Genomic DNA, 21656 nt, shown 5'->3' with positions numbered 1-21656 from the left:
CGGCTGGTCGACCCTCAGTTGAGGATCGCGGATAGTTCCTGTGCGGCCCGGACCACGGCGTCCTTACCGCGTCGCACCACGTCCTCGCGGTGCGAGATGAGATTGATGCAGGTCGCCGGCGCGTGCGGCCGCCGGCGCACGGGCACCGCCAAACCGTACGTGTCCGGCTCGATCTCGCCGTGGGTGATCACCCAACCCTGTTCACGGGTCTGACGCACCAGGTCCCGTTCGCCGGGTCGCGGCGGCATGCTGGCCAGCAACGCGATCCCGGCCGCGCCGCGGTCGATCGGATACCGGCTGCCCTCGTGGAAGGACAGCTGGTAGAAGACCTGGGTCGGCACGATCACCGCGATGGCGACCTGCTGATCACCCTCTGCCACCAAAAGCGACACCGTGGTGCCGACTTCGTCGGCCAACGCCCGCAGCACCGGCACGCTGTACTGCCGCAGATTGTTGTCGAACGCGGCGCCCAGCAGTGCCAGCGCGGCCGCGGGCCGGTACCGGCCATCGTCCCCCCTGATCACGTACCGGAACTGACTGAGCGTGCCGAGCAACCGGTACGCGATGGTGCGGTGCACCCCGACCTCGTCGGCCACCTGCTGCACCGTCAGACCGTCGGGCGCGCCGGCCACGGCCTGCAGCGCACTCAGCCCGCGGGCCAGCGTCTGCGACACCGCGGCCGGCCGCTCGGCGGGGGCGCCGCGGCCCTTGACAGACGTCATCGTGAGAGTGATCCTCTAAGGATAGTGCACATATGTGTGCGAATTTAGCACATATCACTCGCAGAATATGAGAACATCATTTCCGCCGCAGGTGGCCGCTCACACAGAGGAGATCTGGACGGATGACACGGGAGCCCTTGGCAGGGGCCAGTACCGACCACGAGAGTGTGTGGAGCGATCTGCAGGGGGTCGCCTTCACCCAGGGCTATCTCGACGCGGGTGGGGTGCGGACCCGGTACCTGCACGCCGGTGAGGCCGACAAGCCGGTGCTGATCTTCCTGCACGGCTCCGGCGGTCACGCCGAGGCGTATGTGCGGAACCTGGAGGCGCACGCCGAACACTTCTCCACCTGGTCGATCGACATGCTGGGACACGGGTACACCGACAAGCCCGGCCACCCACTGGAGGTCCGGCACTACGTCGAGCACCTGGCCGCCGTGCTGGACGCCATCGGCGCCGACCGCGCGCACATCAGCGGGGAGTCGCTGGGCGGCTGGGTCGCCTCACGCTTCGCCATCGACCGTCCCGACCGCCTGGACCGGCTGGTGCTCAACACCGCCGGCGGATCCCAGGCCGATCCCGAGGTCATGAAGCGGATCATCACACTGTCGATGGCCGCCGCGGAGAACCCGAGCTGGGACACCGTGCAGGCGCGGATCACATGGCTGATGGCCGACAAGTCCAAAGGCTACGACGACATCGTCGCCAGCCGGCAGAAGATCTACCGCCAGCCGGGGTTCGTCGACGCGATGCGGAACATCATGGCCCTGCAGGATCCGGAGATCAGGGCCCGTAATCTCCTGGGCCCCGAGGAGTACGGTGCGATCACCGCTCCCACCCTGGTGGTGTGGACCAGTGACGACCCGACCGCCGACGTCGACGAGGGCAAGCGGATCGCCTCGATGATCCCGGGTGCGCGGTTCGAGGTGATGCCCGGCTGCGGGCACTGGCCGCAATACGAGGATCCGGCGACCTTCAACCGGTTGCACATCGACTTCCTGCTGGGCCGGTCATGACCGAACGGGTGGACGTCGTAATCGTCGGTGCCGGACCGTCCGGTCTGACGCTGGCGAACATCCTCGGCCTGCAAGGCGTCCGCACTCTGGTGGTGGAGGAGCGCGACACCCTCATCGACTATCCCCGCGGTGTCGGTCTCGACGACGAGGCGTTGCGGACCTTCCAGAGCATCGGTCTCGTCGACCGCATCCTGCCGCACACCGTGCCGAATCAGATCCTGCGGTTCTTCGACGCCAAACGGCGGCTGCTCGCCGAGATGGCCCCGCCCGACGCCCGATTCGGGTGGCCCAAACGCAACGGGTTCGTGCAGCCGATGGTCGACGCCGAGTTGTACGCCGGGCTGGACCGATTCGACCACGTCGAGGTGCGGTTCGGTCACCGGATGCAGAACTGCGTCGAGGCATCCGACGCCGGGGAGGACGGGGTCACCGTCGAATTCGCCGACGGGCATCCCCCGGTCCGGGCCTCCTATGTGGTGGGGTGCGACGGTGGGCGCAGCACCACCCGCAGGTTGATGGGGGTGAGTTTCGACGGCACCACCTCGTCGACCCGCTGGTTGGTCGTCGACGTCGCCAACGACCCGCTGGGACATCCGAACAGCGAGGTCGGCGCCGACCCCGCCCGTCCGTACGTGTCGATCTCGATCGCGCACGGCATCCGCCGGTTCGAGTTCATGATCCACCCGCACGAGACCGACGCCGAGGTCGACGATCCGGCGTTCGTGCGCAGGATGCTCGGCCGGCGCATCCCGTATCCGGAGCGGGTCGACATGATCCGGTACCGGGTGTACACCCACCACTCCCGTATCGCCGGGTCGTTCCGCAAGGGCCGGCTGCTGCTGGCCGGCGACGCAGCCCATCTCATGCCCGTCTGGCAGGGACAGGGGTACAACAGCGGCATCCGCGACGCGGCGAATCTGGGCTGGAAGCTGGCGGCGGTGGTCAACGGTCACGCCCACGACGCCCTGCTGGACACCTACGACCTCGAACGGCGTGAACACGCCCGGGCGATGATCGACCTGTCGACGATGGTGGGCCGGGTGATCTCGCCGACGAACCGGCGGGTTGCCGCACTGCGTGATCGTCTCATCCACGCCGCATCGGTGGTGCCGACGCTGAAGCGCTATGTGCTGGAGATGCGGTTCAAACCCATGCCGCGGTACCTGCAGGGAGCGGTGTATCACGGTGGGCCCCGATCGAAGTCGTCGCCCACCGGGACGTTGTTCATCCAGCCGCGGGTCGACACCCGGGATGCGGAGAACGTTCTGCTCGATGACGTGCTGGGGCCCGGCTTCGCGGTGCTGTGCTGGAGCAACAACCTGCGTGCGGTGCTCGGCGAGGACGCGTTCAGCCACTGGAAATCGTTGGGGGCCACCTTCGTCGAAGCTCGTCCGATAACCCAGCTGCACTGGCCGGGCCACGACGATCCCGACGTGGTGGTGGTCGGGGACCGCACCGGCGCGCTCAAGGGCTGGTTCGACGTGCACACCGACTCGGTGTTGTTCCTGCGGCCGGACCGCTGCATCGCCGCGGCCTGCATCGCCCAGCGGGCGCCGGAGACGAGCGCCGCGTTGTCCGAGGTGATGTGTCTGACCCAGGGAGGAGGTAACGGTGCCGCTAGCCCTGTGCTGCATGTCGCACAGTCCGCTGCTGAACCTTCCGGGACCGCCACCCGAAGTACTTGACGACATCGCGGCGGCGCTGGGCCGGGCCCGGGACTTCGTCACCGCCTACGACCCGGAGCTCGTCGTCATCTTCGCCCCGGACCACTACAACGGGTTCTTCTACCGGTTGATGCCGCCGTTCTGTATCAGCACCGCGGCGAGCGGGGTCGGCGACTACGGCAGCCACGCCGGACCGTTGGACGTTCCGGCCGACCTCGCCTCCCGGTGCGCCGAGGCGGTGCTGGACGCCGGCGTCGACGTCGCGATCTCGGCCGGGATCGAAGTGGACCACGGGACAGTGCAACCGCTGCAGATCCTGTTCGGCGACGCCGCTGCCCGGCCGGTGATCCCGATCTTCATCAACTCGGTGGCCACTCCGCTGGGCCCGCTGCACCGGTCCCGCGCGCTGGGGCGGGCGGTCGGCGAATTCCTCGCCGGGCTGGACGAACGGGTGCTGGTGATCGGATCCGGCGGTCTGTCGCACGATCCCCCGGTGCCCACCCTGGCCACCGCCCCGCCGGCCGCGCTCGAACGCATCGTCGAGGGCAGGCCGATGACCCCCGAGCAACGTATGGCGCGGCAGTCCGCGGTGATCGCCGCCGCGGAGTCGTTCGCCCGCGGCGAGGGCGGGCTGCAACCGCTCAACCCGGACTGGGACCGGCGCCTGCTCGACATCTTCGACCAGAACCGGCTCGCCGAACTCGACGGTTGGACCAACGAGTCGATCACCGCCGAGGCCGGGAACTCGGCGCACGAGATCCGCACCTGGGTGGCGGCGTTCTCGGCGCTGGCCACCCAGGGTGACTACCGCACCGGCCACCACTTCTATCGGGCGGCGCCCGAACTGATCGCCGGGTTCGCCGTCCGCACGGCGGTGCCGGACGACACCCGCGAACGGACAGGGGTCCCCTCATGACTGTCGACACCCACGACCAGACGGTGGACGTCCTCGTCGTCGGATCGGGCGGCGGCGGAATGACCGCCGCGCTGACCGCCGACGCCGCCGGGCTGGACACCCTGCTGGTCGAGAAGTCGCCGCAGTTCGGCGGATCGACGGCGTTGTCCGGTGGTGGGATCTGGGTGCCCGGCGCACCCGCCCAGCGCCGGGAGGGCTACTCGCCCGACCCTGACGACGTCTTCGAATACCTGCGGCAGATCACCGGCGGACTGGTCAGCGACGCCCGGCTGCGCACCTACGTGGACGAGGCGCCGAAGATGATGGAGTTCCTCGAACAGCTCAGCCCGTGGTGCGAATTCGTCTGGAAGCCCGGCTACGCCGACTACTATCCGGAGCTTCCCGGCGGCTCGCCGCTGGGCAGCACCATCAACGTGCCGGCGATCGATCTGCGCAGGCTCGGCGACGAGGAGGCCCGTCTGCTGCAACCGCTGGCTCTGGCCCCCAGGGGAATCTGGTTCGCACCCAAGGATCTGCGGTTGTTCTACCAGGTTCGGCAGAACTGGCGCGGCAAGGCGGTGCTGGTGAAACTGATCTGGCGGATGTTCCGGGCCCGGGTGTTCGGGGACCGGATGGCCGCGATCGGTCAGTCGCTGGCGGCGCGGCTGCGGCTCGCGATGAGGCAACAGGGCGTCCCGCTGTGGCTGAACGCACCGATGACCGAGCTCATCACCGACGCCGACGGTGCGGTCGTCGGCGCCGTCGTGGAGAAGGACGGCCGCGCGGTGCGGATCCGGGCCCGCCACGGGGTGATCCTGGCCGCGGGCGGATTCGACCACGACATGGACCGGCGCCGCGAGCATCTGCCGCTGCTGGAGAAGGACTGGAGTTTCGGCAACCCGGCCGCCACCGGGGACGGCATCCGGGCCGGGGAGAAGGTCGGCGGCGCCACCGAACTGCTGGACGAGGCCTGGTGGTTCCCGGCGATCTGCTGGCCGGACGGACGGCTGCAGTTCATGCTCAACGAGCGGATGATGCCGTCCCAGTTCATCGTCAACGGCGCGGGCAGGCGGTTCATCAACGAAGCCGCCCCCTACATGGACTTCGCCCACGCGATGATCGAGGGGGAGCGGGCGTACCGCGACAGCCACGGCGAGAACGGCACCGCACAACACATTCCGTGCTGGTTGATCACCGACATCCGGTCGTTCCGCCGGTACGTGGTGGCCGGACACCTGCCGATTCCCAAGATCCCGTTCGCTCCGGTGCCCACCGGCCGCAAGGTTCCCCGGGAGTGGTTGGAGTCCGGCGTGGTTCACGAAGGACACAGCTGGGAGGAGCTCGCCGCCAAGATCAACGTCCCCGCGGATCAGTTGCGCGCCACCGCGGAACGGTTCAACATGCTGGCCGCCAAGGGCCACGACGACGACTTCAACCGCGGCGACAGCGCCTACGACAACTACTACGGCGACCCGACGTTGCCGAACCCCAACCTGCACCCGCTGGGCAGGCCGCCGTACTACGCGTTCCAGATCATCCTGGGCGACCTCGGCACCTCGGGCGGTCTGCGCACCGACGAGCACGCGCGGGTGCTGCGCGTCGACGACAGCGTGGTGCCGGGTCTGTACGCGGTGGGCAACAACTCGGCTGCGGTGATGGGCCGCAGCTACGCCGGGGCCGGCGCCACCATCGGCCCCGCGATGACGTTCGGCTATGTGGCCGCCAGACACATCGCCGAACGGGCGGCGCCCGCCACCACGTCGAGCCCGACCCGACCGTCAACCAGCAAGTCCAACGTCAGCTGAACGAGCTTCCAGGAGGTAGAGAATGAAGATCTCGCTGTTCTACGAATTCCCGCTGCCGCGGCCGTGGTCGGAGGACGACGAACACAAACTGTTCCAGGACGGCCTGGACGAGGTGGAGGCCGCCGACAAGGCAGGCTTCTCGTCGGTCTGGCTGACCGAGCACCACTTCCTCGAGGAGTACTGTCACTCCACCGCACCGGAGATGTTCCTGGCCGCGGCCAGCCAGCGTACCGAGAACATCCGGCTGGGCTTCGGCGTGATGCACCTGCCGCCGCCGATCAACCATCCGGCCCGGATCGCCGAACGGGTGGCCACCCTGGACCACCTGTCGAACGGCCGGGTGGAGTTCGGCACCGGTGAGGGTTCCTCGGTCGCCGAGCTCGGCGGGTTCAACATCGACCCCGCCGACAAGCGCACCATGTGGGAGGAGGCCCTCGAGGTCTCGATCCGGTGCATGATCGAGGAACCGTTCTCCGGTTTCAAGGGCGAGCATGTCGAGATGCCCGCCCGCAACGTGATTCCCAAGCCGCTGCAGAAGCCGCACCCGCCGGTCTGGGTGGCCTGCACCCGGCCGTCCTCGGTCCAGATGGCCGCCCAGAAGGCGATCGGCGCGTTGAGCTTCGCCTACACCGGTCCCGGACCGCTCAAGGAGCGCGTCGACGGCTATTACAAGGAGTTCGAGGAGAAGGGCTCACCGGTCACCCCGGCCGTCAACCCCAACATCCTCGCGATCGGCGGCGACCTGTCGATGATGGTCGCCAAGACCGATGAGGAGGCGCTCAAGCGGCTCGGCATCGGCGGCGGCTTCTTCTCGTTCGGCATCATGCACTACTACATGACCGGCATGCACACCCCCGGCCGCACCGGCGTCTGGGAGCTCTACGAGCAGGCGGTCAAGGAGGATCCGACGCTGGCCTACGGCCCCGGCCGCGGCGCCATCGGTTCCCCGGAGACCGTGCGGGAGTTCCTGCGCGGCTACGAGGAGAGCGGGGTGGACGAGATCATCCTGCTGCTCAACCCGCGCAGCCACGAGGGCACCATGGAGTCGATCGAGATCATGGGCCGCGAGATCCTGCCGGAGTTCATCGAACGGGAGGAGAAGGCGCAGGTGGAGAAGGCCAAACGACTCGAACCGGTGCTGGAGAAAGTCGAGGCCCGCCGGAAGCCCTCGGAGGCACCCGAATTCGACGAGACCTATTCCTTCGGCGGGCTGCCGACCGGCCGTGGCGGCAAGTTCACCGCCAGCGAGATCCCCGAGGCCATGGCCGAGATCAACGAGGGCCGCGTGCAGGCCGCCAAGAAGGCCAAGGAGCAGGCGAGCTGACCGCAGACGGACGGCCGGCGGGCACACTGGCCGAACTGTGCCGTTACGACGGTCGCCGGGTGGTGGTGACCGGTTGCGGATCGGGCATCGGCGCCCATGTCGTGCGCCAGGTGAGCGGCCTCGGGGCGCAGGTGGTCGGACTGGACCTGTGCCCGCCGGCAGCAGACGCCGGATCCCGGCTGGAGTTCGGTGAACTCGATCTGGCCGACCCGGACTCCATCGACCGGGCGGTGGCCGCCGTCGGCGGCCCGGTGGATGCGTTGTTCAACGTGGCCGGGGTGTCGTCGGGCATCGGGGATCCGCTGCGGGTGGCCACGATCAACTTCCTCGGCACCCGGCAGCTCACCGAAGGGCTGTTGCCGGCCATGCCGGCCGGGTCGGCGATCGCCAGCGTCTCCTCGCTGGCGGCGTCGGGCTACCTGGAGAACCGGCGGACCACCGCCGGCCTGCTCGCCACCACCACCTTCGCCGAAGGCCTCGACTGGTGCCGGCGGCACCCCGAGGCGCTCGCCGACGGCGGCTATCGGCTGGCCAAGGAGGCGCTGATCCTCTACACCATGCAACGTGCGGGACCGCTCGGCGCGAACGGGATCCGGATCAACTGCACCGGACCCGGCGTGACCGATACGCCGATCCTGGACCAGTTGCGCAGCGCCTACGGCCAGGATTATCTCGACGGTTTCGTCAACCCGCTGGGCCGGATGTCGGATCCGGCCGAACAGGCTGCGGTGCTGGTGTTCCTCAACAGCGCCGCCGCCAGTTACATCACCGGACAAGTCATCTGGGTCGACGGCGGCATCATCGCCGACCGTGTCGCCAACAGCCTGCAGGAGTGAAGCCGATGTCCACGGCCAGCATGACCGAGTTTCGCCGCGTCGCCGATCAGGTGCGCAACTGGGGACGGTGGGGAACCGACGACGAGCTCGGCACCTTGAACTTCATCACCGCCGAGAAGGTCACCGAGGCCGCCGGTCTGGTCAGACAGGGCAAGGTGTTCGCGCTGGGCGGGGACTTCGGCTCGGCCGGACCACAGGGCGCCTTCCAGTTCCGGCAGAACCCGGTGCACGTGATGACCGTCGACGGCGGTGACATCAACACCCTGGCGCAGTACGGTCCGCAGTGGCTGCGGAACTCGGTGGCCCACCAGGTGTCGGAGTTCTTCGTCGACAACCCCTTCCGGTTCAACGACGACATGATCGTCATGCCGCTGCAGGCCGCGACGCAGTGGGATGCCCTGTCCCACGTCTACTACGACGATCAGCTCTACAACGGGTTCCCGGCCGGATCGGTGACCAGTTTCGGCGCGTTCCACTGCGGTATCGACAAGGTGGACCACAAGGGCATCACGTCGCGCGGAGTGCTGCTGGACGTGGTCCGCCACCGCGGGGCCGAGGTGTTCCTCGAGCCCGGGCAGCCGGTGACGCCCGAGGAGCTGGACGAGGTCGCCGCCGCCCAGGGGGTGACGATCCGCAGCGGTGACATCGTCGTGGTGCACACCGGATGGTGGACCAGGTTCCTGAGCACCGGCGACGGCGCCGAACCGGGCTCCGGACTGCATTGGCGGTGTGCGATCTGGCTGCATGAGCACGAGGTCGCCGCGGTGGCGGCCGACAACCTGATGGTGGAGGACCCCGACCCGGCCAACGGGGTGGAGGGCACGTTCCTGCCCATGCACATGCTGTGTCTGCGGGACATGGGTCTGATGCTCGGTGAATACTGGGATCTCACCGACCTGGCGGCCGACTGCGCGGCGGACGGCGTGTACGAATTCCAGCTGATCGCCCCGCCGTTGCGGGTGATCGGCGCGGTCGGGTCCCCGGTGAACCCGATCGCGATCAAATGAGGACGATATGACAGCAGGACCTTCATCGGCGGATGCCGGCGCCGCGGCGGGAAGCGGACCGCTGGTGGTCGGTCTGGGTGGCACGCTGCGATCCGATTCGTCGACCGAGCGGGCGCTGCGGTACTGCCTGGGCTCGGTGGAGCGGCAGGGTGGGCGCAGCCGGCTGTTCGCCGGACCCGACCTCGACCTGCCGATGTACGCGCCGCACTCGCTGGAGCGCACCCCGAAGGCACTGGCGCTGGTGGGCGCGTTGCGCAGCGCCGACGCGGTGATCGTCGGTTCGCCCGGCTACCACGGGGCGATCTCGGGGCTGGTGAAGAACGCCCTGGACTACATCGAGGATCTGCGCGAGGACCCGCGGGTCTATCTGGACAACACCCCGTGGGGGTGCATCAGCTGCGCGTACGGCTGGCAGGCGGCGGTCAGCACGCTCGGTCAGCTGCGGGTCATCGGCCACGCCCTGCGGGCCTGGCCGACACCGCTGGGGGTGGCCATCAACTCTGCGGATCAGATCTGGGACGCCGCCGGTGAACTGATCGATGAGTCGGTGCGCGATCAGCTCGAACTGCTGGCCGGTCAGGTGCTCACGTTCGCCCGCGCCCGGGCCGGCTGCCACGAGACCCGATAGCAGGAGCTCAGGTGACATTCGACCGCAGAACCATCGTCGTGGACGGGCTCGCCACCAGCTACCTGGAAGCGGGCAGTGGTGATCCCCTGGTGCTGCTGCACGGCGGCGAGTTCGGCGCCAGCGCGGAACTGGGCTGGGAGCGCAACATCGACGCGCTCGCCGGGTACTACCGGGTGATCGCACCGGACATGCTCGGCTTCGGCCATTCGGCCAAGGTCATCGACTTCGTCGACGGACGCGGGATGCGGATCCGGCACATCGCCCGGCTCTGCGCGCTGCTCGGAATCGAATCCGCGCACTTCGTCGGGAACTCGATGGGCGCGATCAACCTCCTGGTCGACGCCACCTCGCCGGCGCCGCGGCTGCCGATGCGCAGCCTGGTCGCGATCTGCGGCGGCGGCGAGATCCAGCGCAACGAACACATGGCGGCGCTGTACGACTACGACGCCACCGAGCCCGCCATGCGCAGGATCGTCACCGCCCTGTTCTTCGACCCGGCCTTTCCGGCCGACGACGCCTACGTGCGGCGACGGTACGAGTCCAGCATTCTGCCCGGCGCGTGGGAGACGTTGGCGGCAGCACGGTTTCGGCGTCCCGGCCTGGAGCCGCCCGCAGCGCCGTCGGCAGCGCGGGCCTATCACCGGATCGGCGTGCCGACGCTCATCGTGGAGGGCGCCGGCGACAAACTGTTGCCGCCGGGGTGGGCGGCCGACATCGCGGCGCAGATCCCCGACGCCCGGTCGGCGGTGATCGCCGACGCCGGACACTGCCCGCAGATCGAACAACCCGCGGCGGTCAACGAACTGCTGCTGGACTTCCTGACCACGGTGAACACACGGGACCGAGAGGTGGCGACGAGGTGACGGAACGGGCAGGGGAATTGGCCGGCAAGGTTGCCGTGGTCACCGGCGGCGCAGCGGGTCTCGGCGCCGGACTGGCCCGCCGGTTCGTCGCCGAGGGCGCCAAGGTGCTGATCGGCGACGTGGACACCGGGAACGGCGCGAAACTGGCCGCCGAACTCGGTGCCGACGCGGAGTTCGTCGAGGCCGATGTGGCCGACCTCGACCAGGTCAGCGGGCTGGTGTCCACCGCGGTCGAGCGGTTCGGCGGATTGCACGTCATGGTCAACAACGCCGGGATCTCCGGCACCATGCACCGCAGTCTCCTCGACGACGACCTGGCGGATTTCGACCGGGTCATGCGGATCAACGTGCGGGCCGTGATGGCCGGAACCCGCGACGCCGCCCGGCACATGGCCGAACACGGTGGCGGATCGATCATCAACCTGACCTCGATCGGCGGCATCCAGGCCGGTGGCGGTGTGCAGACCTACCGGGCGTCCAAGGCCGCGGTCATCCAGTTCACCAAGTCCGCGGCGATCGAGTTGGCACACCACGAGATCCGGGTGAACGCGCTGGCACCCGGGAACATCCGCACCGCGATCGTGCGTAAATCGGCGACCGGGGCCGATCTCGAACGGCTGGAACGCTTCGAGGCCAGGATCCGTCAGCAGATGCGCGACGACCGGCCGCTCAAGCGGGAGGGCACCGTCGAGGACGTCGCCGAGGCGGCGCTGTATTTCGCCGGTGACCGGTCCCGGTATGTCACCGGCACCGTGCTACCGATCGACGGCGGCACCGTGGCCGGGAAGGTCATCGCCCGTAAGTCCCACGCCGAATGAGTGATACGCGCGATCGGCCCGGTCGGCGTGATCGCGCACCAACCGCGGGAACCTGCCCCGGTCCGGGCGGAAGATGTCGTGCGGGGAGTCGGGGAACTCGATGAGCCGTGCGGTCGGGAACGTCCGGTGGTACCGGGCCCACCGTTGGTCGTCGATGAGCGCGCTGTGGTGGCTGCGCACCACGAGCAACGGCAGTCGCATCCGGGCGAGCGCCTCCCAGAACGAGCGGTTGCGGGCCGCCCGGAACATCTGCCGCGCTGCGGGCACATCGAGACGCTCGCGCACCGGGGTGCCCCGCCAGCGGCCGTTCAGCAGGTGCCGCACCGCATCGTCGGGCACCACCCGTTCCTCCGGTGCGTAATCCCCGATGGCCAGCGACCGCACCCGATCCGGATACCGCAGCGCCCAGGCGATCGCCGCCGAGGTGCCCCGCGAGAACGTCACCAGGTGGACCGGCCCGGCGGTGACGGCGTCGATCACCGCGCCGACGTCGCCGCACAGGGCCGTCAGGTCGTGGTCGATCAGGCTGGAGCCGGGCGGCGGGGCCTCGCTGCGGCCGTGCCCCCGCAGATCCGGTACCACCGCGCGGCGGCCGAACAACGGCAGCACCTCGGCGTAGTCCTCCGCCGTGTCGGTCATCCCGGGCACGAACACGACGGGTGCCTCCGACGTCCCGACCGGGCCACCGGTGTCCGCTCCGGCCACCTCAAGGTCGTGCTCGAGGTAGTGGATGCGGACGCCGGACTGGTCGGTGAACCGCGACCGGATCAACGTTCTGCACAACAGTTTCGATCCATTCCGCAGATGTACCACACCAGGGGCGGGCGACATCGCCGGTAAAGTTAAATCAATCGCTTGACTTAATCGGTGTGGTGCAGTTCACTGAAGGGGTGACCGCAGCCAGGACCGTACGGGCCGACCGGGCCAGCAGTACGCAGGAGGCGATTCTCAAGGCGGCCGAACGGTTGTACGCCGAACGCGGCATGTTCGCGGTGTCCAACCGGCAGGTCAGCGAGGCCGCCGGCCAGGGCAACAACGCCGCGGTGGGCTATCACTTCGGCACCAAGACCGATCTGGTCCGGGCCATCGAGCAGAAGCACCGGGTGGAGATCGAACGGCTGCTGGAGAAGATGGTGGCCGAGACCGGAGACTCCACCGACCTGCGCGACTGGGTGGCCTGCCTGGTGTGCTCGCTGACCGAACATCTGCACCAACTCGGCAACCCCACCTGGTACGCCCGGTTCGCCGCACAGGCGCTGGCCGATCCCGCGTATCAGAAGATCGTGGTCAAGGACGCGTTGGCCTCCCCGGCGCTGGTGCGCGTCGTCGAGGGCATCACCCGCTGCCTGCCCGACCTGCCCGCCGCCGTGGTCGTCGAACGCAACATCATGGCGCGCAACCTGTTGATGCACACCTGCGCGGATTTCGAGCGCGCCTTCGCCGAGGGGGACCCGGTACCACGGGCCTCCTGGCAGGCCGTCGGCAACGGGCTCATCGACGCGATCGTCGGCCTGTGGCGGGCCCCGGTCACGGAGCCGCCCCAATGAGAACCACCCGGAACAGAAGCTGCGTCGAGAAAGCGGCCCAGGATGAGAATCGTTGTTGATCAAGACAAGTGCGTGTCGTCGGGCCAGTGCGTGCTCAACGCCGCGGAGGTGTTCGACCAGCGCGACGAGGACGGTGTCGTCGTGCTGCTGAACGACGATCCCGCGCCCGAGCTGTACCAGAACGTCCGAAACGCCGCGGCGGCCTGTCCGGCGCAGGCCATCCAGATCGAGGAGTGAATGTGTCCGACACGTTGACCGGAACCGACGCCGACGCCACCGCGGCCATCCCGGAGTACCCGATGGAGCGGGACGGCCGGTGCCCGTTCGCCCCGCCCCCGGGGGTGATGGAACTGGCCGCGGCCAAACCGCTGTCGCGGGTGCGGATCTGGGACGGCAGCACCCCGTGGCTGGTCACCGGGTACGAGACGGCGCGCGCGCTGTTCGCGGACTCGCGGGTCAGCGTGGACGACCGCAGGCCCGGGTTCCCGCACTGGAACGAGATGATGCGGTCCACCATCTACAAGCGTCCCCGCTCGGTGTTCACCACCGACGCCGAGGAGCACACCAAGTTCCGCCGGATGCTGTCCAAGCCGTTCACCTTCAAGCGCGTCGAGGGACTGCGGCCGGCGATCCAGAAGATCACCGACGACCACATCGACAAGATCCTGGCCGGGCCGAAGCCGGCCGACCTGGTCACCGCCCTGGCGCTGCCGGTGCCGTCGCTGGTGATCAGCGAGATGCTCGGGGTGCCTTATGAGGACGCCGAGTTCTTCCAGGAACACGCCAACAGGGGTCTGGACCGGTACGCCAAGGCCGAGGACAACATGTCCAAGGGGATGAGCCTGTCGCAGTATCTGATCAAGCTCGTCGAGGCCAAGATGCAGAATCCGGCCGAGGATGCGGTGTCGGATCTGGCCGAGCGGGTGAAGGCCGGCGAGATCGACGTCAAGGAGGCCGCCCAGCTGGGCACCGGGCTTTTGATCGCCGGCCACGAGACCACCGCGAACATGATCGGGCTGGGTGTGCTGGCACTGCTGGAGCATCCGGAACAGGCCGACTTCCTGCGCAGCGCCGAGGATCCCAAGGCGATCGCCACCGCCATCGAGGAACTGATGCGGTACCTGTCGATCATCCAGAACGGACAGCGCCGCGTCGCCGTCGAGGACATCGAGATCGCCGGGGAGACCATCCGCGCCGGGGAGGGCATCATCCTCGATCTCGCGCCGGCGAACTGGGATCCGGCCACCTTCCCCGAGCCCGACCGGCTGGATCTGCAGCGTTCGGACGCGCCGCAGCTCGGTTTCGGCTACGGTCGGCACCAGTGCGTCGGCATGCAGCTCGCGCGCGCCGAACTGCAGATCGTGTTCCCGACGCTGCTGCGGCGCATCCCGACGTTGAAGCTGGCCACCACGATCGACGAGATCCCGTTCAAGCACGACCGGCTCGCCTACGGGGTCTACGAGCTGCCGGTGACCTGGTGATCCTCTCCGCTACAGCCCGATTGGAGTTCCCGTGATGTCCACCCCCACCCTGGTGTACCCGGCCGAAGGGTACGGCGCCCCCAAGAACCGGCGTGGCCGCGCCCCACGCGACGTCACCGAGCTCGGCCTGCCCGCCGGGACCGAGGTGTTCTCCGCCGACAACCACATCTCGGTGGCCGAGGACATCTTCTACGAACGCTTCCCCGACGACCTCAAGGGCGCCGCACCGCGGATCTGGTACGAGGACGGCGCCTATATGGTCGGGATGAAGGGAAAGTCCTGGGTCGGAGGCGATTTCGGCCGCGTCCTGATGCAGTACGACGATCTGGCCGGTGCTGCGACCAACAACATCGAGGCCCGGGTGCAAGAACTCGCCGAGGACGGGATCACCAGGGAACTGGCCTTCCCCAACGCGGTGCTGGCGTTGTTCCACTACCCGGACAAGGCGCTGCGCGAACGGGTGTTCCGGATCTACAACGAGCACATCGCCGATCTGCAGGACCGCTCCAATGGACACTTCTACGGTGTCGGGCTGATCAACTGGTGGGACCCCAAGGGCACCCGCAGCACCCTCGAGCAACTGAAATCGCTGGGGCTCAAGACGTTCCTGCTGCCGCTGAACCCAGGCAAGGACGACGACGGCAACATCTACGACTACGGCAGCCGCGCCATGGACCCGGTCTGGGACGAGATCGAGGAGGCCGGCCTGCCCGTCACCCACCACATCGGGGAGACCCCGCCGAAAACGCCGTGTGAGCACAACAGCGTGGTGGTCGGGATGATGGTCAACGTCGACTCGTTCCGCGAGCAGTTCTCCAAGTACGTCTTCTCCGGAATCCTCGACCGCCATCCCGGTCTGAGGATCGGCTGGTTCGAGGGCGGTATCGCCTGGGTGCCCACCGCGCTGCAGGATGCCGAACACCTGCTGGCGTCCTACCGGCACATGTTCAACCACGAACTGCAGCACGACATCCGGCACTACTGGGACAACCACATGAGCGCGTCGTTCATGGTGGACCCGCTCGGGCTCGAACTGATCGACCGGATCGGCGTCGACAACGTGTTCTGGTCCAGTGACTATCCGCACAACGAGTCCACCTACGGGTACTCCGAGAAGTCGCTGGCCGCCGTGGTGCAGGCGGTCGGGCCGGAGAACGCCGTCAAGATCGTCAGCACCAACATCCAACGATTCCTGGGTATCGCCGAATGACCACATCTCTGGACACCGCCGACACCGGGCTGCGAATCCCGGACGAACCCGACCGCGGCCGGATGTACGCCGAGGTCGGCGCCCGCCTGCGGGAGACGATGAAGGACAAGGGCGTCGACGCGCTGGTGTTGCTCAACAACGGCAACGTGGTCTATGCGACCGGGGCGAGCTGGCCGTTCCTCGACGCCGGACTGTCCCATGTCGAACGCCCGGTGGCGGTGGTGTTGGCCGACGACGAGCACCCGCACCTGTTCCTGCCGTTCCGGGAGGGGTCGGCCTTCGACACCGAGGTGCCCGCCGACCATGTGCATCCGCCGCTGTATCTGGAATTCGATGAGGGCGTCGAGGAATTCGGCCGCATCCTGTCCGGACTGATCACACCCGGCGCGGTGGTCGCGGTGGACGAGCTGACCGGTGCGATGAGGCGGGCCCACGACCGGCTGTTCGCGACCCCGCCGCAGGACGCCGGCCCGGTGGTGAGCACCGCCAAACTGGTCAAGACCCCGGATCAGATCGCCTGTGTCCGGCGGGCCTGCCGGATCACCGAGGAGGCGGTCGTCGACGTCCAGAGGTCGCTGGCGCCGGGGGTGCGCCAGATCGACCTGTCCGGACAGTTCGTGCGGCGGGCCTTCGAACTCGGCGCCACCACCAACATGCTCGAGGCCATCTGGCAGGTGATGCCGTCGACCAGGGCGGAGGGCATGTGGACCACACACGGCGACCTCGCCCTGCCGTTGCTGACCACCGAACGCGAACTGTCCGCCGGTGACGTGCTGTGGACCGATGTCAGCATCTCCTACGGCGGCTACTGCTCGGACTTCGGCCGGACCTGGGTGGTCGGCGAAGATCTGACCGACCGCCAGCACGACCAGTTCTTCAAGTGGCGGGAGATCCTCGACGCGGTGCTGAAAGTCACCAGGGCGGGGGCCACGTCCGGTGATCTGGCCCGGGCGGCCATCGCTGCCAACGGCGGGGTCAAGCCGTGGTTGCCGCACTTCTACCTCGGCCACGGGATCGGCACCAACGCCGCGGAGATGCCGATGATCGGCACCGATCTCGGTGAGGAGTTCGACGACAACTTCGTCTTCCCCGCCGGCATGCTTCTGGTGCTGGAACCGGTGGTGTGGGAGGACGGCACCGGGGGCTACCGCAGCGAGGAGATCATCGTCGTCACCGAGGACGGCTACACCCAGTTGACCGATTACCCCTACGACCCGTACGGGGTGGGGAGATAGGCCGAGATGAGCACCGAAATCCTGCCCGACGACCGGGCATTGCGCCACGCCCGCCGCAACCGGGCGCTGGCCCAGATGGCCGAACACGATCTGGACATCCTGGTGCTGGGCCGGCAGGCGAATGTCCGCTATGTCACCGGCGCGCCGCAACTGTGGGTGGCCGGCACCCGGCCCTTCGGCCCGGTGTGCGCGATGCTGCGGTCCGGTGAGATCCACCTCAACAGCACCTGGGACGAGGGCATCCCCGAGGAGATCGGGCACGACCACCTCTACGGGCTGGCCTGGAATCCGATGACGCTGATCGGGGTGTTACGGGGCATCGCCGGCGCGGACACCGCCCGTCGCGTCGGAACGGACGCGCTGACCCCGTCATTCGCGCAACTGCTGCCGATGGCCTTCCCGAACGCCGAGCTCGTCGACGCCGAACCGGCGATGCGGGCCGCTCGCCGGGTCAAGACTGTCGAGGAGGTCCGCACCCTGGGCGCGGCGTTGCGGGTCGCCGAACAGGCCGTCGCCGCGGCGGTCGCCGAGCTGCGTCCGGGAGTGACCGAGAAGACGCTGGCCGGGATCATGCTGGAGGCCGAGGCGGCCGGCGGGGTCAGCACCCCGGCCACCCAGGACGTCGCCTGGGTGACCTCCCGTGAGCATCCCTGGCGGCGGGCCCGCACCGACGGCCGGGTGCAGGAAGGGGATCTGGTGACCTTCGCCGCCGGGGTGCTCGCCGACGGTTACGTCGGGGAGGTGGGGCGCACCTGGCCGGTGGGTGACGGAGACGATTCGGCCGTCCGCAAGCTGTATGAGCGGTCGGACACGTTGTGGGAACGGCTGATCGGCGCCTGCCGGCCGGGGGCGGCGACCAGCGGGCTGTTCGCGGCCTACGAGGCCGCGGGGGAGCCCCTGCCGCCCATGCCGGTCGCCCACGGGCTCGGGCTCGGGTTCGATCCGCCGGTCGTGACGCCGCGGCTGGCGAAGACGGCCGAGCAGGAGCGGCTCGAGGCCGGGGTGGTGCTGGCGGTCACCGGTTACGTGTGGGAGCAGGGCGTCGGTGCGGTGCTGCACCGGGACACGGTGCTGATCACCGACACCGGTCCGGAGATCCTCACCGCAAGCCCGTCGTTCGGAAAGGTCGGCACGGGTGTGGGAGCGGCTCATGGCTGACCGTCCGGCTCCGGAGGAGATCATCCTCTACGACAAGGATCCCAGGACCAAGATCGCCACCATCACGTTCAACCGACCCGAGTTCCTCAACGCGCCGACGTCGGCGGCCCGGTTGCGCTACGCCGACCTGCTGCGCGCGGCCACCGTGGACAACGACGTCAAGGTGGTGGTGATCCGCGGGGTCGGCGACAACCTCGGCAGCGGCGCGGATCTGCCGGAGTTCATGGAGGGCAACGACAATCCGGCGCTGCGGTTGGCCGAGCTGCGGTTGGAGGACGACGGGGTCGGTGAGGTCACCTACCCACCGAAGGGCACCTTCCGCAACGGCGCCACGATCAGCGCCTGGTACGCCAATTCGCAGGCCGGCAACCGTCCGCTGCAGGAGCTCAAGAAGATCAGCATCGTCGAGGCCAAGGGGTACTGCTACGGCTGGCACTTCTACCAGTGCGCCGACGCCGATCTGGTGATCAGCAGCGACGACGCGCTGTTCGGGCACCCGTCGTTCCGCTATTACGGCTGGGGTCCCCGGATGTGGACCTGGGTGCAGATGATGGGGCTGCGGAAGTTCTCCGAGATGGTGTTCACCGGGCGACCGTTCACCGCCGCGGAGATGTACGACTGCAATTTCCTCAACAAGGTGGTGCCGCGGGATCAGCTCGAGGCCGAGGTGGACAAGTACGCTCGGGCATGCGCCCGTAACCGCCCGGTGGACACCGTGTTTCAGCAGAAGATCTTCTTCGAGGTGTTCAAGCAGCATCAGGGCGAGTACATGGGCAGCCTGCTCAGCGCCTTCTTCGAGTCGATGGGCAGCGGTGCGGTCAACGACGACACCGACGACCTCGACATGCACGAGGCCATCGACAGCGGGCTGGCCGACGCCGTCAACGACAACGACATGAGGTTCCCGCCCGAATTCCGGCTCAGCAAGTCGAACCGCGCGAAGGAGTGAGCCCTCGTGGATCCTGCCCGCCCGTTGGACGGGTATGTGGTGGTGGACCTGTCCACCGGGATCGCCGGGGCGTACTGCACCAAGCTGCTCGCCGACGGCGGCGCCGAGGTCATCAAAGTGGAGCCGCCGCAAGGTGATCCGATGCGGTCCTGGTCGGCTTCCAGCGCGGGCGCTGAATCAGATGCCGGCGCGGAGGTGGACCGGCGGGCCGGCGGAGCGCTGTTCAGCTTCCTCGCCGGCGGCAAGCGCAGCGTCGTCGCCGGGCCGGACGACCGCGACTTCGTCGACGAGCTGCTGTCCGGCGCCGATGCGGTGATCTGGTCGCGCGGCAGCAAACTGGCAGAGTCGTTGCCGCCGGCCGAGATCCACCGCGCCCATCCCCGGGCGACCGTCACCGCGATCACGCCGTTCGGCCTGGACGGGCCGTGGGCGCAGGCCCCGGCCACCGAGTTCACCCTGCAGGCCTGGTCCGGTGGGATCGTCGGGCTCGGCCGCGGCTCACCGGACCGGGCGCCGGTCTACGTCGGCGGTCAGGTCGGCGAGTACCTCGCCGGCGCCTACGCCAGCGCCGTCACGCTCGCGTTCCGCGGCCGCGGCGAACTCATCGACCTGTCGATGCTGGAGACCAGCATCCTCGGACTGACCTACTATCCGGTCACGTATTTCGAGATGCTGGGCCGGCCGTGGCGGGACGCCCGCCGGCTCACCGTGCCCGGGATCGCGCGGGCCAAGGACGGTCTGGTCGACATCGGCTGCGGCACCGCGCAGCAGTGGTTCGACCTATGCGCGATGACCGGCCACGTCGAATGGATCGACGAGGAATCCGAGCTGACCATCACCGAACAGGCCAATCTGCACGCCGACGAGCTGTACGCCTGGGTCGCCGAGCAGACCGTCGACGAGATCCGCGACCTGGCGACCGCGTTCCGCATCCCGAACGCCCCGGTCGCCAACGGCGCCAATGTCGAAAGCCTGGACCACTTCCAGGCCCGCGGATCGTTCGTGACCAACCCCCGGGACGGATTCCGCCAGCCCGGCCCGCCGTACCGGATGACCCCGCCGCTGCTGGCCGGGCCCGACCCCGCGCCGCTTCTGGGCGAGCACACCGAGCACTACCGCGAAGAATGCGCTCAGGGTCGTCGACGCACCCGATCAACGACCGTGGACGCAAGAACGGGCGACACCGCGCTGCCTTTCGAGGGTCTGCGCGTGCTCGACCTCACCACCTTCTGGGCCGGACCGAGTTGCACCCATCTGCTGGCGCTGCTGGGCGCCGAGGTCATCCATGTGGAGTCCACCCGGCATCCGGACGGCACCCGGCTCATCGCGGGGATCCCGGTGACCGTCGAGCAGTGGTGGGAGCGGTCGCCGATCTTCTCCGGGCTGAACACCAACAAGAAGGGCATCACGCTGGATCTGCAGAGTCGGCGGGGCCGGGAGTTGCTCGGCCGACTGGTGCAGACCTGCGACGTGCTGGTGGAGAACTTCACGCCCCGGGTCATCGAGCAGATCGGCCTGGATTTCGATGCCGTGCAGCGGCTTCGGCCGGACGCCGTCATGCTGCGTATGCCCGGCTTCGGCCTGGACGGGCCCTGGCGGGACAATCCGGCGTTCGCCTATGTGATCGAGGCGGCCGCCGGGGTGAGCTGGCTGACCGGCTACCCGGACCGCAACCCCTACGAGCCGTACTCGGTGGGCGATCCGAACGCCGGCATCCACGCCCTCAACGGGTTGCTGCTTGCGCTGGAACATCGGCGCCGCACCGGTCAGGGCGTGCTGGTGGAGGCGGCGATGGTGGACGCCGCGCTGAACATCGCCGCCGAACAGGTCATCGAGTACAGCGCCTACGGCGCACTGCTGCAACGTGCCGGCAACCGCGGCCCGGCCGCCGCGCCACAGAACCTGTACCGCACCAACGAGATCGACGAGTTCGGCCGGCTGGACAGCTGGGTGGCCATCGCGGTGACCACCGACGAGCAGTGGGCGGGGCTGCGACACGCGCTGGGGGATCCGCCGTGGGCTGCCGACCCGTCGTTGAGCACCGCCGCCGGCCGGCGCGCCCAGCACGATCACATCGACGAACAGCTGGCGGCCTGGTGTGCCGAACGCAGCGGCGATCAGATCGTGGACACACTGTGGAACGCCGGTGTGCCGGTGGCCAAGGTGATGCAACCGCACCGGCAGACCGAACTACCGCAGCTGCGGCACCGCGGATTCTTCGAGGTGGTCGGCCATCCGGTCAACGAGCCCGCCCGGCACAGCAGTGTGCCGATGCGGTTGGCGAAGGGACCCGACCGGTTCCACCGGCATCCCGCCCCGTTGCTCGGCCAGCACAACCACGAGGTGCTCGGCTCGCTGGGGCTGACCGACGCCGAGATCGCCGAACTGGAGGCCGAAGGCGTCATCGGAACCGCACCGGCCAGGTGACATCGGGGCCGCGCGCCGGGTATCCACAGACGTTCACCGGGAGCGGGCGCAGTCGATCGCACAGGGTCCGC

At 68.6% G+C, this 21656-nt stretch carries 20 protein-coding genes; 18 read left to right on the top strand and 2 right to left on the bottom strand.

Features of this window, described 5'->3' with window-relative positions:
• Nucleotides 1-14: 14 nt before the first annotated feature.
• On the bottom strand, nucleotides 15-722 hold the full coding sequence (locus CKW28_RS15430; RefSeq protein ID WP_003926113.1) for an IclR family transcriptional regulator: 708 nt from the start codon (nucleotides 720-722) through the stop codon (nucleotides 15-17).
• 122 nt (nucleotides 723-844) lie between these two features.
• On the opposite strand from CKW28_RS15430, the gene CKW28_RS15425 reads away from it, so the two are divergent.
• The 10 genes from CKW28_RS15425 to CKW28_RS15380 are packed head-to-tail and all read left to right on the top strand — an operon-like array spanning nucleotide 845 to nucleotide 11578.
• Nucleotides 845-1738 carry an alpha/beta fold hydrolase gene (locus CKW28_RS15425; RefSeq protein WP_040547118.1) on the top strand — a complete coding sequence of 298 codons (894 nt, stop codon included), beginning with the start codon at nucleotides 845-847 and terminating at the stop codon, nucleotides 1736-1738.
• On the top strand, nucleotides 1735-3423 hold the full coding sequence (locus tag CKW28_RS15420) for a bifunctional 3-(3-hydroxy-phenyl)propionate/3-hydroxycinnamic acid hydroxylase (protein WP_003926115.1): 1689 nt from the start codon (nucleotides 1735-1737) through the stop codon (nucleotides 3421-3423). Before CKW28_RS15425 ends, CKW28_RS15420 begins: the two co-directional genes overlap by 4 nt.
• On the top strand, nucleotides 3371-4318 hold the full coding sequence (locus tag CKW28_RS15415) for a 3-carboxyethylcatechol 2,3-dioxygenase (RefSeq protein ID WP_003926116.1): 948 nt from the start codon (nucleotides 3371-3373) through the stop codon (nucleotides 4316-4318). Before CKW28_RS15420 ends, CKW28_RS15415 begins: the two co-directional genes overlap by 53 nt.
• Entirely contained in the window at nucleotides 4315-6102 is a 1788-nt protein-coding gene (locus CKW28_RS15410) for an FAD-binding protein (protein WP_003926117.1), read from the top strand. The genes CKW28_RS15415 and CKW28_RS15410 overlap by 4 nt, the downstream gene beginning before the upstream one ends.
• Before the next feature lie 22 nt (nucleotides 6103-6124).
• Entirely contained in the window at nucleotides 6125-7426 is a 1302-nt protein-coding gene (locus CKW28_RS15405; RefSeq protein WP_003926118.1) for an LLM class flavin-dependent oxidoreductase, read from the top strand.
• Between the two features lie 26 nt (nucleotides 7427-7452).
• On the top strand, nucleotides 7453-8262 hold the full coding sequence (locus CKW28_RS15400) for a coniferyl-alcohol dehydrogenase (protein ID WP_040547120.1): 810 nt from the start codon (nucleotides 7453-7455) through the stop codon (nucleotides 8260-8262).
• Nucleotides 8263-8282: 20 nt separating this feature from the next.
• A complete protein-coding gene (locus CKW28_RS15395) occupies nucleotides 8283-9269 on the top strand; it encodes a cyclase family protein (protein WP_040547600.1) in 987 nt (328 codons plus the stop codon).
• Between the two features lie 7 nt (nucleotides 9270-9276).
• Nucleotides 9277-9897: an NADPH-dependent FMN reductase gene (locus CKW28_RS15390; protein ID WP_050811983.1), complete on the top strand. Its 621-nt coding sequence runs from the start codon at nucleotides 9277-9279 to the stop codon at nucleotides 9895-9897.
• 11 nt (nucleotides 9898-9908) lie between these two features.
• The gene (locus CKW28_RS15385) at nucleotides 9909-10760 is read left to right on the top strand and encodes an alpha/beta fold hydrolase (protein ID WP_003926122.1); all 852 of its coding nucleotides are present in this window, start codon (nucleotides 9909-9911) and stop codon (nucleotides 10758-10760) included.
• Nucleotides 10757-11578, top strand: a complete 822-nt coding sequence (locus CKW28_RS15380) for an SDR family NAD(P)-dependent oxidoreductase (RefSeq protein ID WP_003926123.1) — start codon at nucleotides 10757-10759, stop codon at nucleotides 11576-11578. Before CKW28_RS15385 ends, CKW28_RS15380 begins: the two co-directional genes overlap by 4 nt.
• Here CKW28_RS15380 and CKW28_RS15375 read toward each other — a convergent pair.
• Nucleotides 11516-12361 carry an alpha/beta fold hydrolase gene (locus CKW28_RS15375; RefSeq protein ID WP_435405805.1) on the bottom strand — a complete coding sequence of 282 codons (846 nt, stop codon included), beginning with the start codon at nucleotides 12359-12361 and terminating at the stop codon, nucleotides 11516-11518. The genes CKW28_RS15380 and CKW28_RS15375 overlap by 63 nt on opposite strands.
• Before the next feature lie 86 nt (nucleotides 12362-12447).
• Here CKW28_RS15375 and CKW28_RS15370 point away from each other — a divergent pair, with 86 nt between their 5' ends.
• From CKW28_RS15370 to CKW28_RS15335, 8 genes are read left to right on the top strand one after another with little or no spacing between them, the layout of a single operon-like run.
• Nucleotides 12448-13125 (top strand): TetR/AcrR family transcriptional regulator, encoded by a 678-nt coding sequence (locus CKW28_RS15370; RefSeq protein ID WP_003926125.1) that lies wholly within the window; start codon nucleotides 12448-12450, stop codon nucleotides 13123-13125.
• A 42-nt stretch (nucleotides 13126-13167) separates the two neighbouring features.
• The gene (locus CKW28_RS15365; RefSeq protein ID WP_040547123.1) at nucleotides 13168-13362 is read left to right on the top strand and encodes a ferredoxin; all 195 of its coding nucleotides are present in this window, start codon (nucleotides 13168-13170) and stop codon (nucleotides 13360-13362) included.
• A 2-nt stretch (nucleotides 13363-13364) separates the two neighbouring features.
• On the top strand, nucleotides 13365-14606 hold the full coding sequence (locus CKW28_RS15360) for a cytochrome P450 (RefSeq protein WP_040547606.1): 1242 nt from the start codon (nucleotides 13365-13367) through the stop codon (nucleotides 14604-14606).
• Nucleotides 14607-14640: 34 nt separating this feature from the next.
• On the top strand, nucleotides 14641-15816 hold the full coding sequence (locus CKW28_RS15355) for an amidohydrolase family protein (RefSeq protein WP_003926128.1): 1176 nt from the start codon (nucleotides 14641-14643) through the stop codon (nucleotides 15814-15816).
• Entirely contained in the window at nucleotides 15813-17051 is a 1239-nt protein-coding gene (locus CKW28_RS15350) for a M24 family metallopeptidase (RefSeq protein WP_003926129.1), read from the top strand. The genes CKW28_RS15355 and CKW28_RS15350 overlap by 4 nt, the downstream gene beginning before the upstream one ends.
• A 6-nt stretch (nucleotides 17052-17057) precedes the next feature.
• On the top strand, nucleotides 17058-18209 hold the full coding sequence (locus CKW28_RS15345) for a M24 family metallopeptidase (protein WP_003926130.1): 1152 nt from the start codon (nucleotides 17058-17060) through the stop codon (nucleotides 18207-18209).
• The gene (locus tag CKW28_RS15340; RefSeq protein WP_040547608.1) at nucleotides 18202-19158 is read left to right on the top strand and encodes an enoyl-CoA hydratase/isomerase family protein; all 957 of its coding nucleotides are present in this window, start codon (nucleotides 18202-18204) and stop codon (nucleotides 19156-19158) included. Before CKW28_RS15345 ends, CKW28_RS15340 begins: the two co-directional genes overlap by 8 nt.
• A gap of 6 nt (nucleotides 19159-19164) precedes the next feature.
• Entirely contained in the window at nucleotides 19165-21585 is a 2421-nt protein-coding gene (locus tag CKW28_RS15335; RefSeq protein ID WP_003926132.1) for a CaiB/BaiF CoA transferase family protein, read from the top strand.
• Nucleotides 21586-21656 lie beyond the last annotated feature (71 nt).

The organism is Mycolicibacterium thermoresistibile (assembly GCF_900187065.1).
Lineage (GTDB): Bacteria > Actinomycetota > Actinomycetes > Mycobacteriales > Mycobacteriaceae > Mycobacterium > Mycobacterium thermoresistibile.
The sequence above is the reverse complement of the archived record's forward strand: the minus strand, read 5'-3'. Positions and strand labels throughout refer to the sequence as shown.

Coding starts and splice junctions, on each gene's coding strand:
- CKW28_RS15430 (WP_003926113.1), bottom strand. CDS start 722: ATGACGTCTGTCAAGGGCCGCGGCGCCCCCGCCGAGCGGCCGGCCGCG.
- CKW28_RS15425 (WP_040547118.1), top strand. CDS start 845: ATGACACGGGAGCCCTTGGCAGGGGCCAGTACCGACCACGAGAGTGTG.
- CKW28_RS15420 (WP_003926115.1), top strand. CDS start 1,735: ATGACCGAACGGGTGGACGTCGTAATCGTCGGTGCCGGACCGTCCGGT.
- CKW28_RS15415 (WP_003926116.1), top strand. CDS start 3,371: ATGTCGCACAGTCCGCTGCTGAACCTTCCGGGACCGCCACCCGAAGTA.
- CKW28_RS15410 (WP_003926117.1), top strand. CDS start 4,315: ATGACTGTCGACACCCACGACCAGACGGTGGACGTCCTCGTCGTCGGA.
- CKW28_RS15405 (WP_003926118.1), top strand. CDS start 6,125: ATGAAGATCTCGCTGTTCTACGAATTCCCGCTGCCGCGGCCGTGGTCG.
- CKW28_RS15395 (WP_040547600.1), top strand. CDS start 8,283: ATGACCGAGTTTCGCCGCGTCGCCGATCAGGTGCGCAACTGGGGACGG.
- CKW28_RS15390 (WP_050811983.1), top strand. CDS start 9,277: ATGACAGCAGGACCTTCATCGGCGGATGCCGGCGCCGCGGCGGGAAGC.
- CKW28_RS15365 (WP_040547123.1), top strand. CDS start 13,168: ATGAGAATCGTTGTTGATCAAGACAAGTGCGTGTCGTCGGGCCAGTGC.
- CKW28_RS15355 (WP_003926128.1), top strand. CDS start 14,641: ATGTCCACCCCCACCCTGGTGTACCCGGCCGAAGGGTACGGCGCCCCC.
- CKW28_RS15350 (WP_003926129.1), top strand. CDS start 15,813: ATGACCACATCTCTGGACACCGCCGACACCGGGCTGCGAATCCCGGAC.
- CKW28_RS15345 (WP_003926130.1), top strand. CDS start 17,058: ATGAGCACCGAAATCCTGCCCGACGACCGGGCATTGCGCCACGCCCGC.
- CKW28_RS15340 (WP_040547608.1), top strand. CDS start 18,202: ATGGCTGACCGTCCGGCTCCGGAGGAGATCATCCTCTACGACAAGGAT.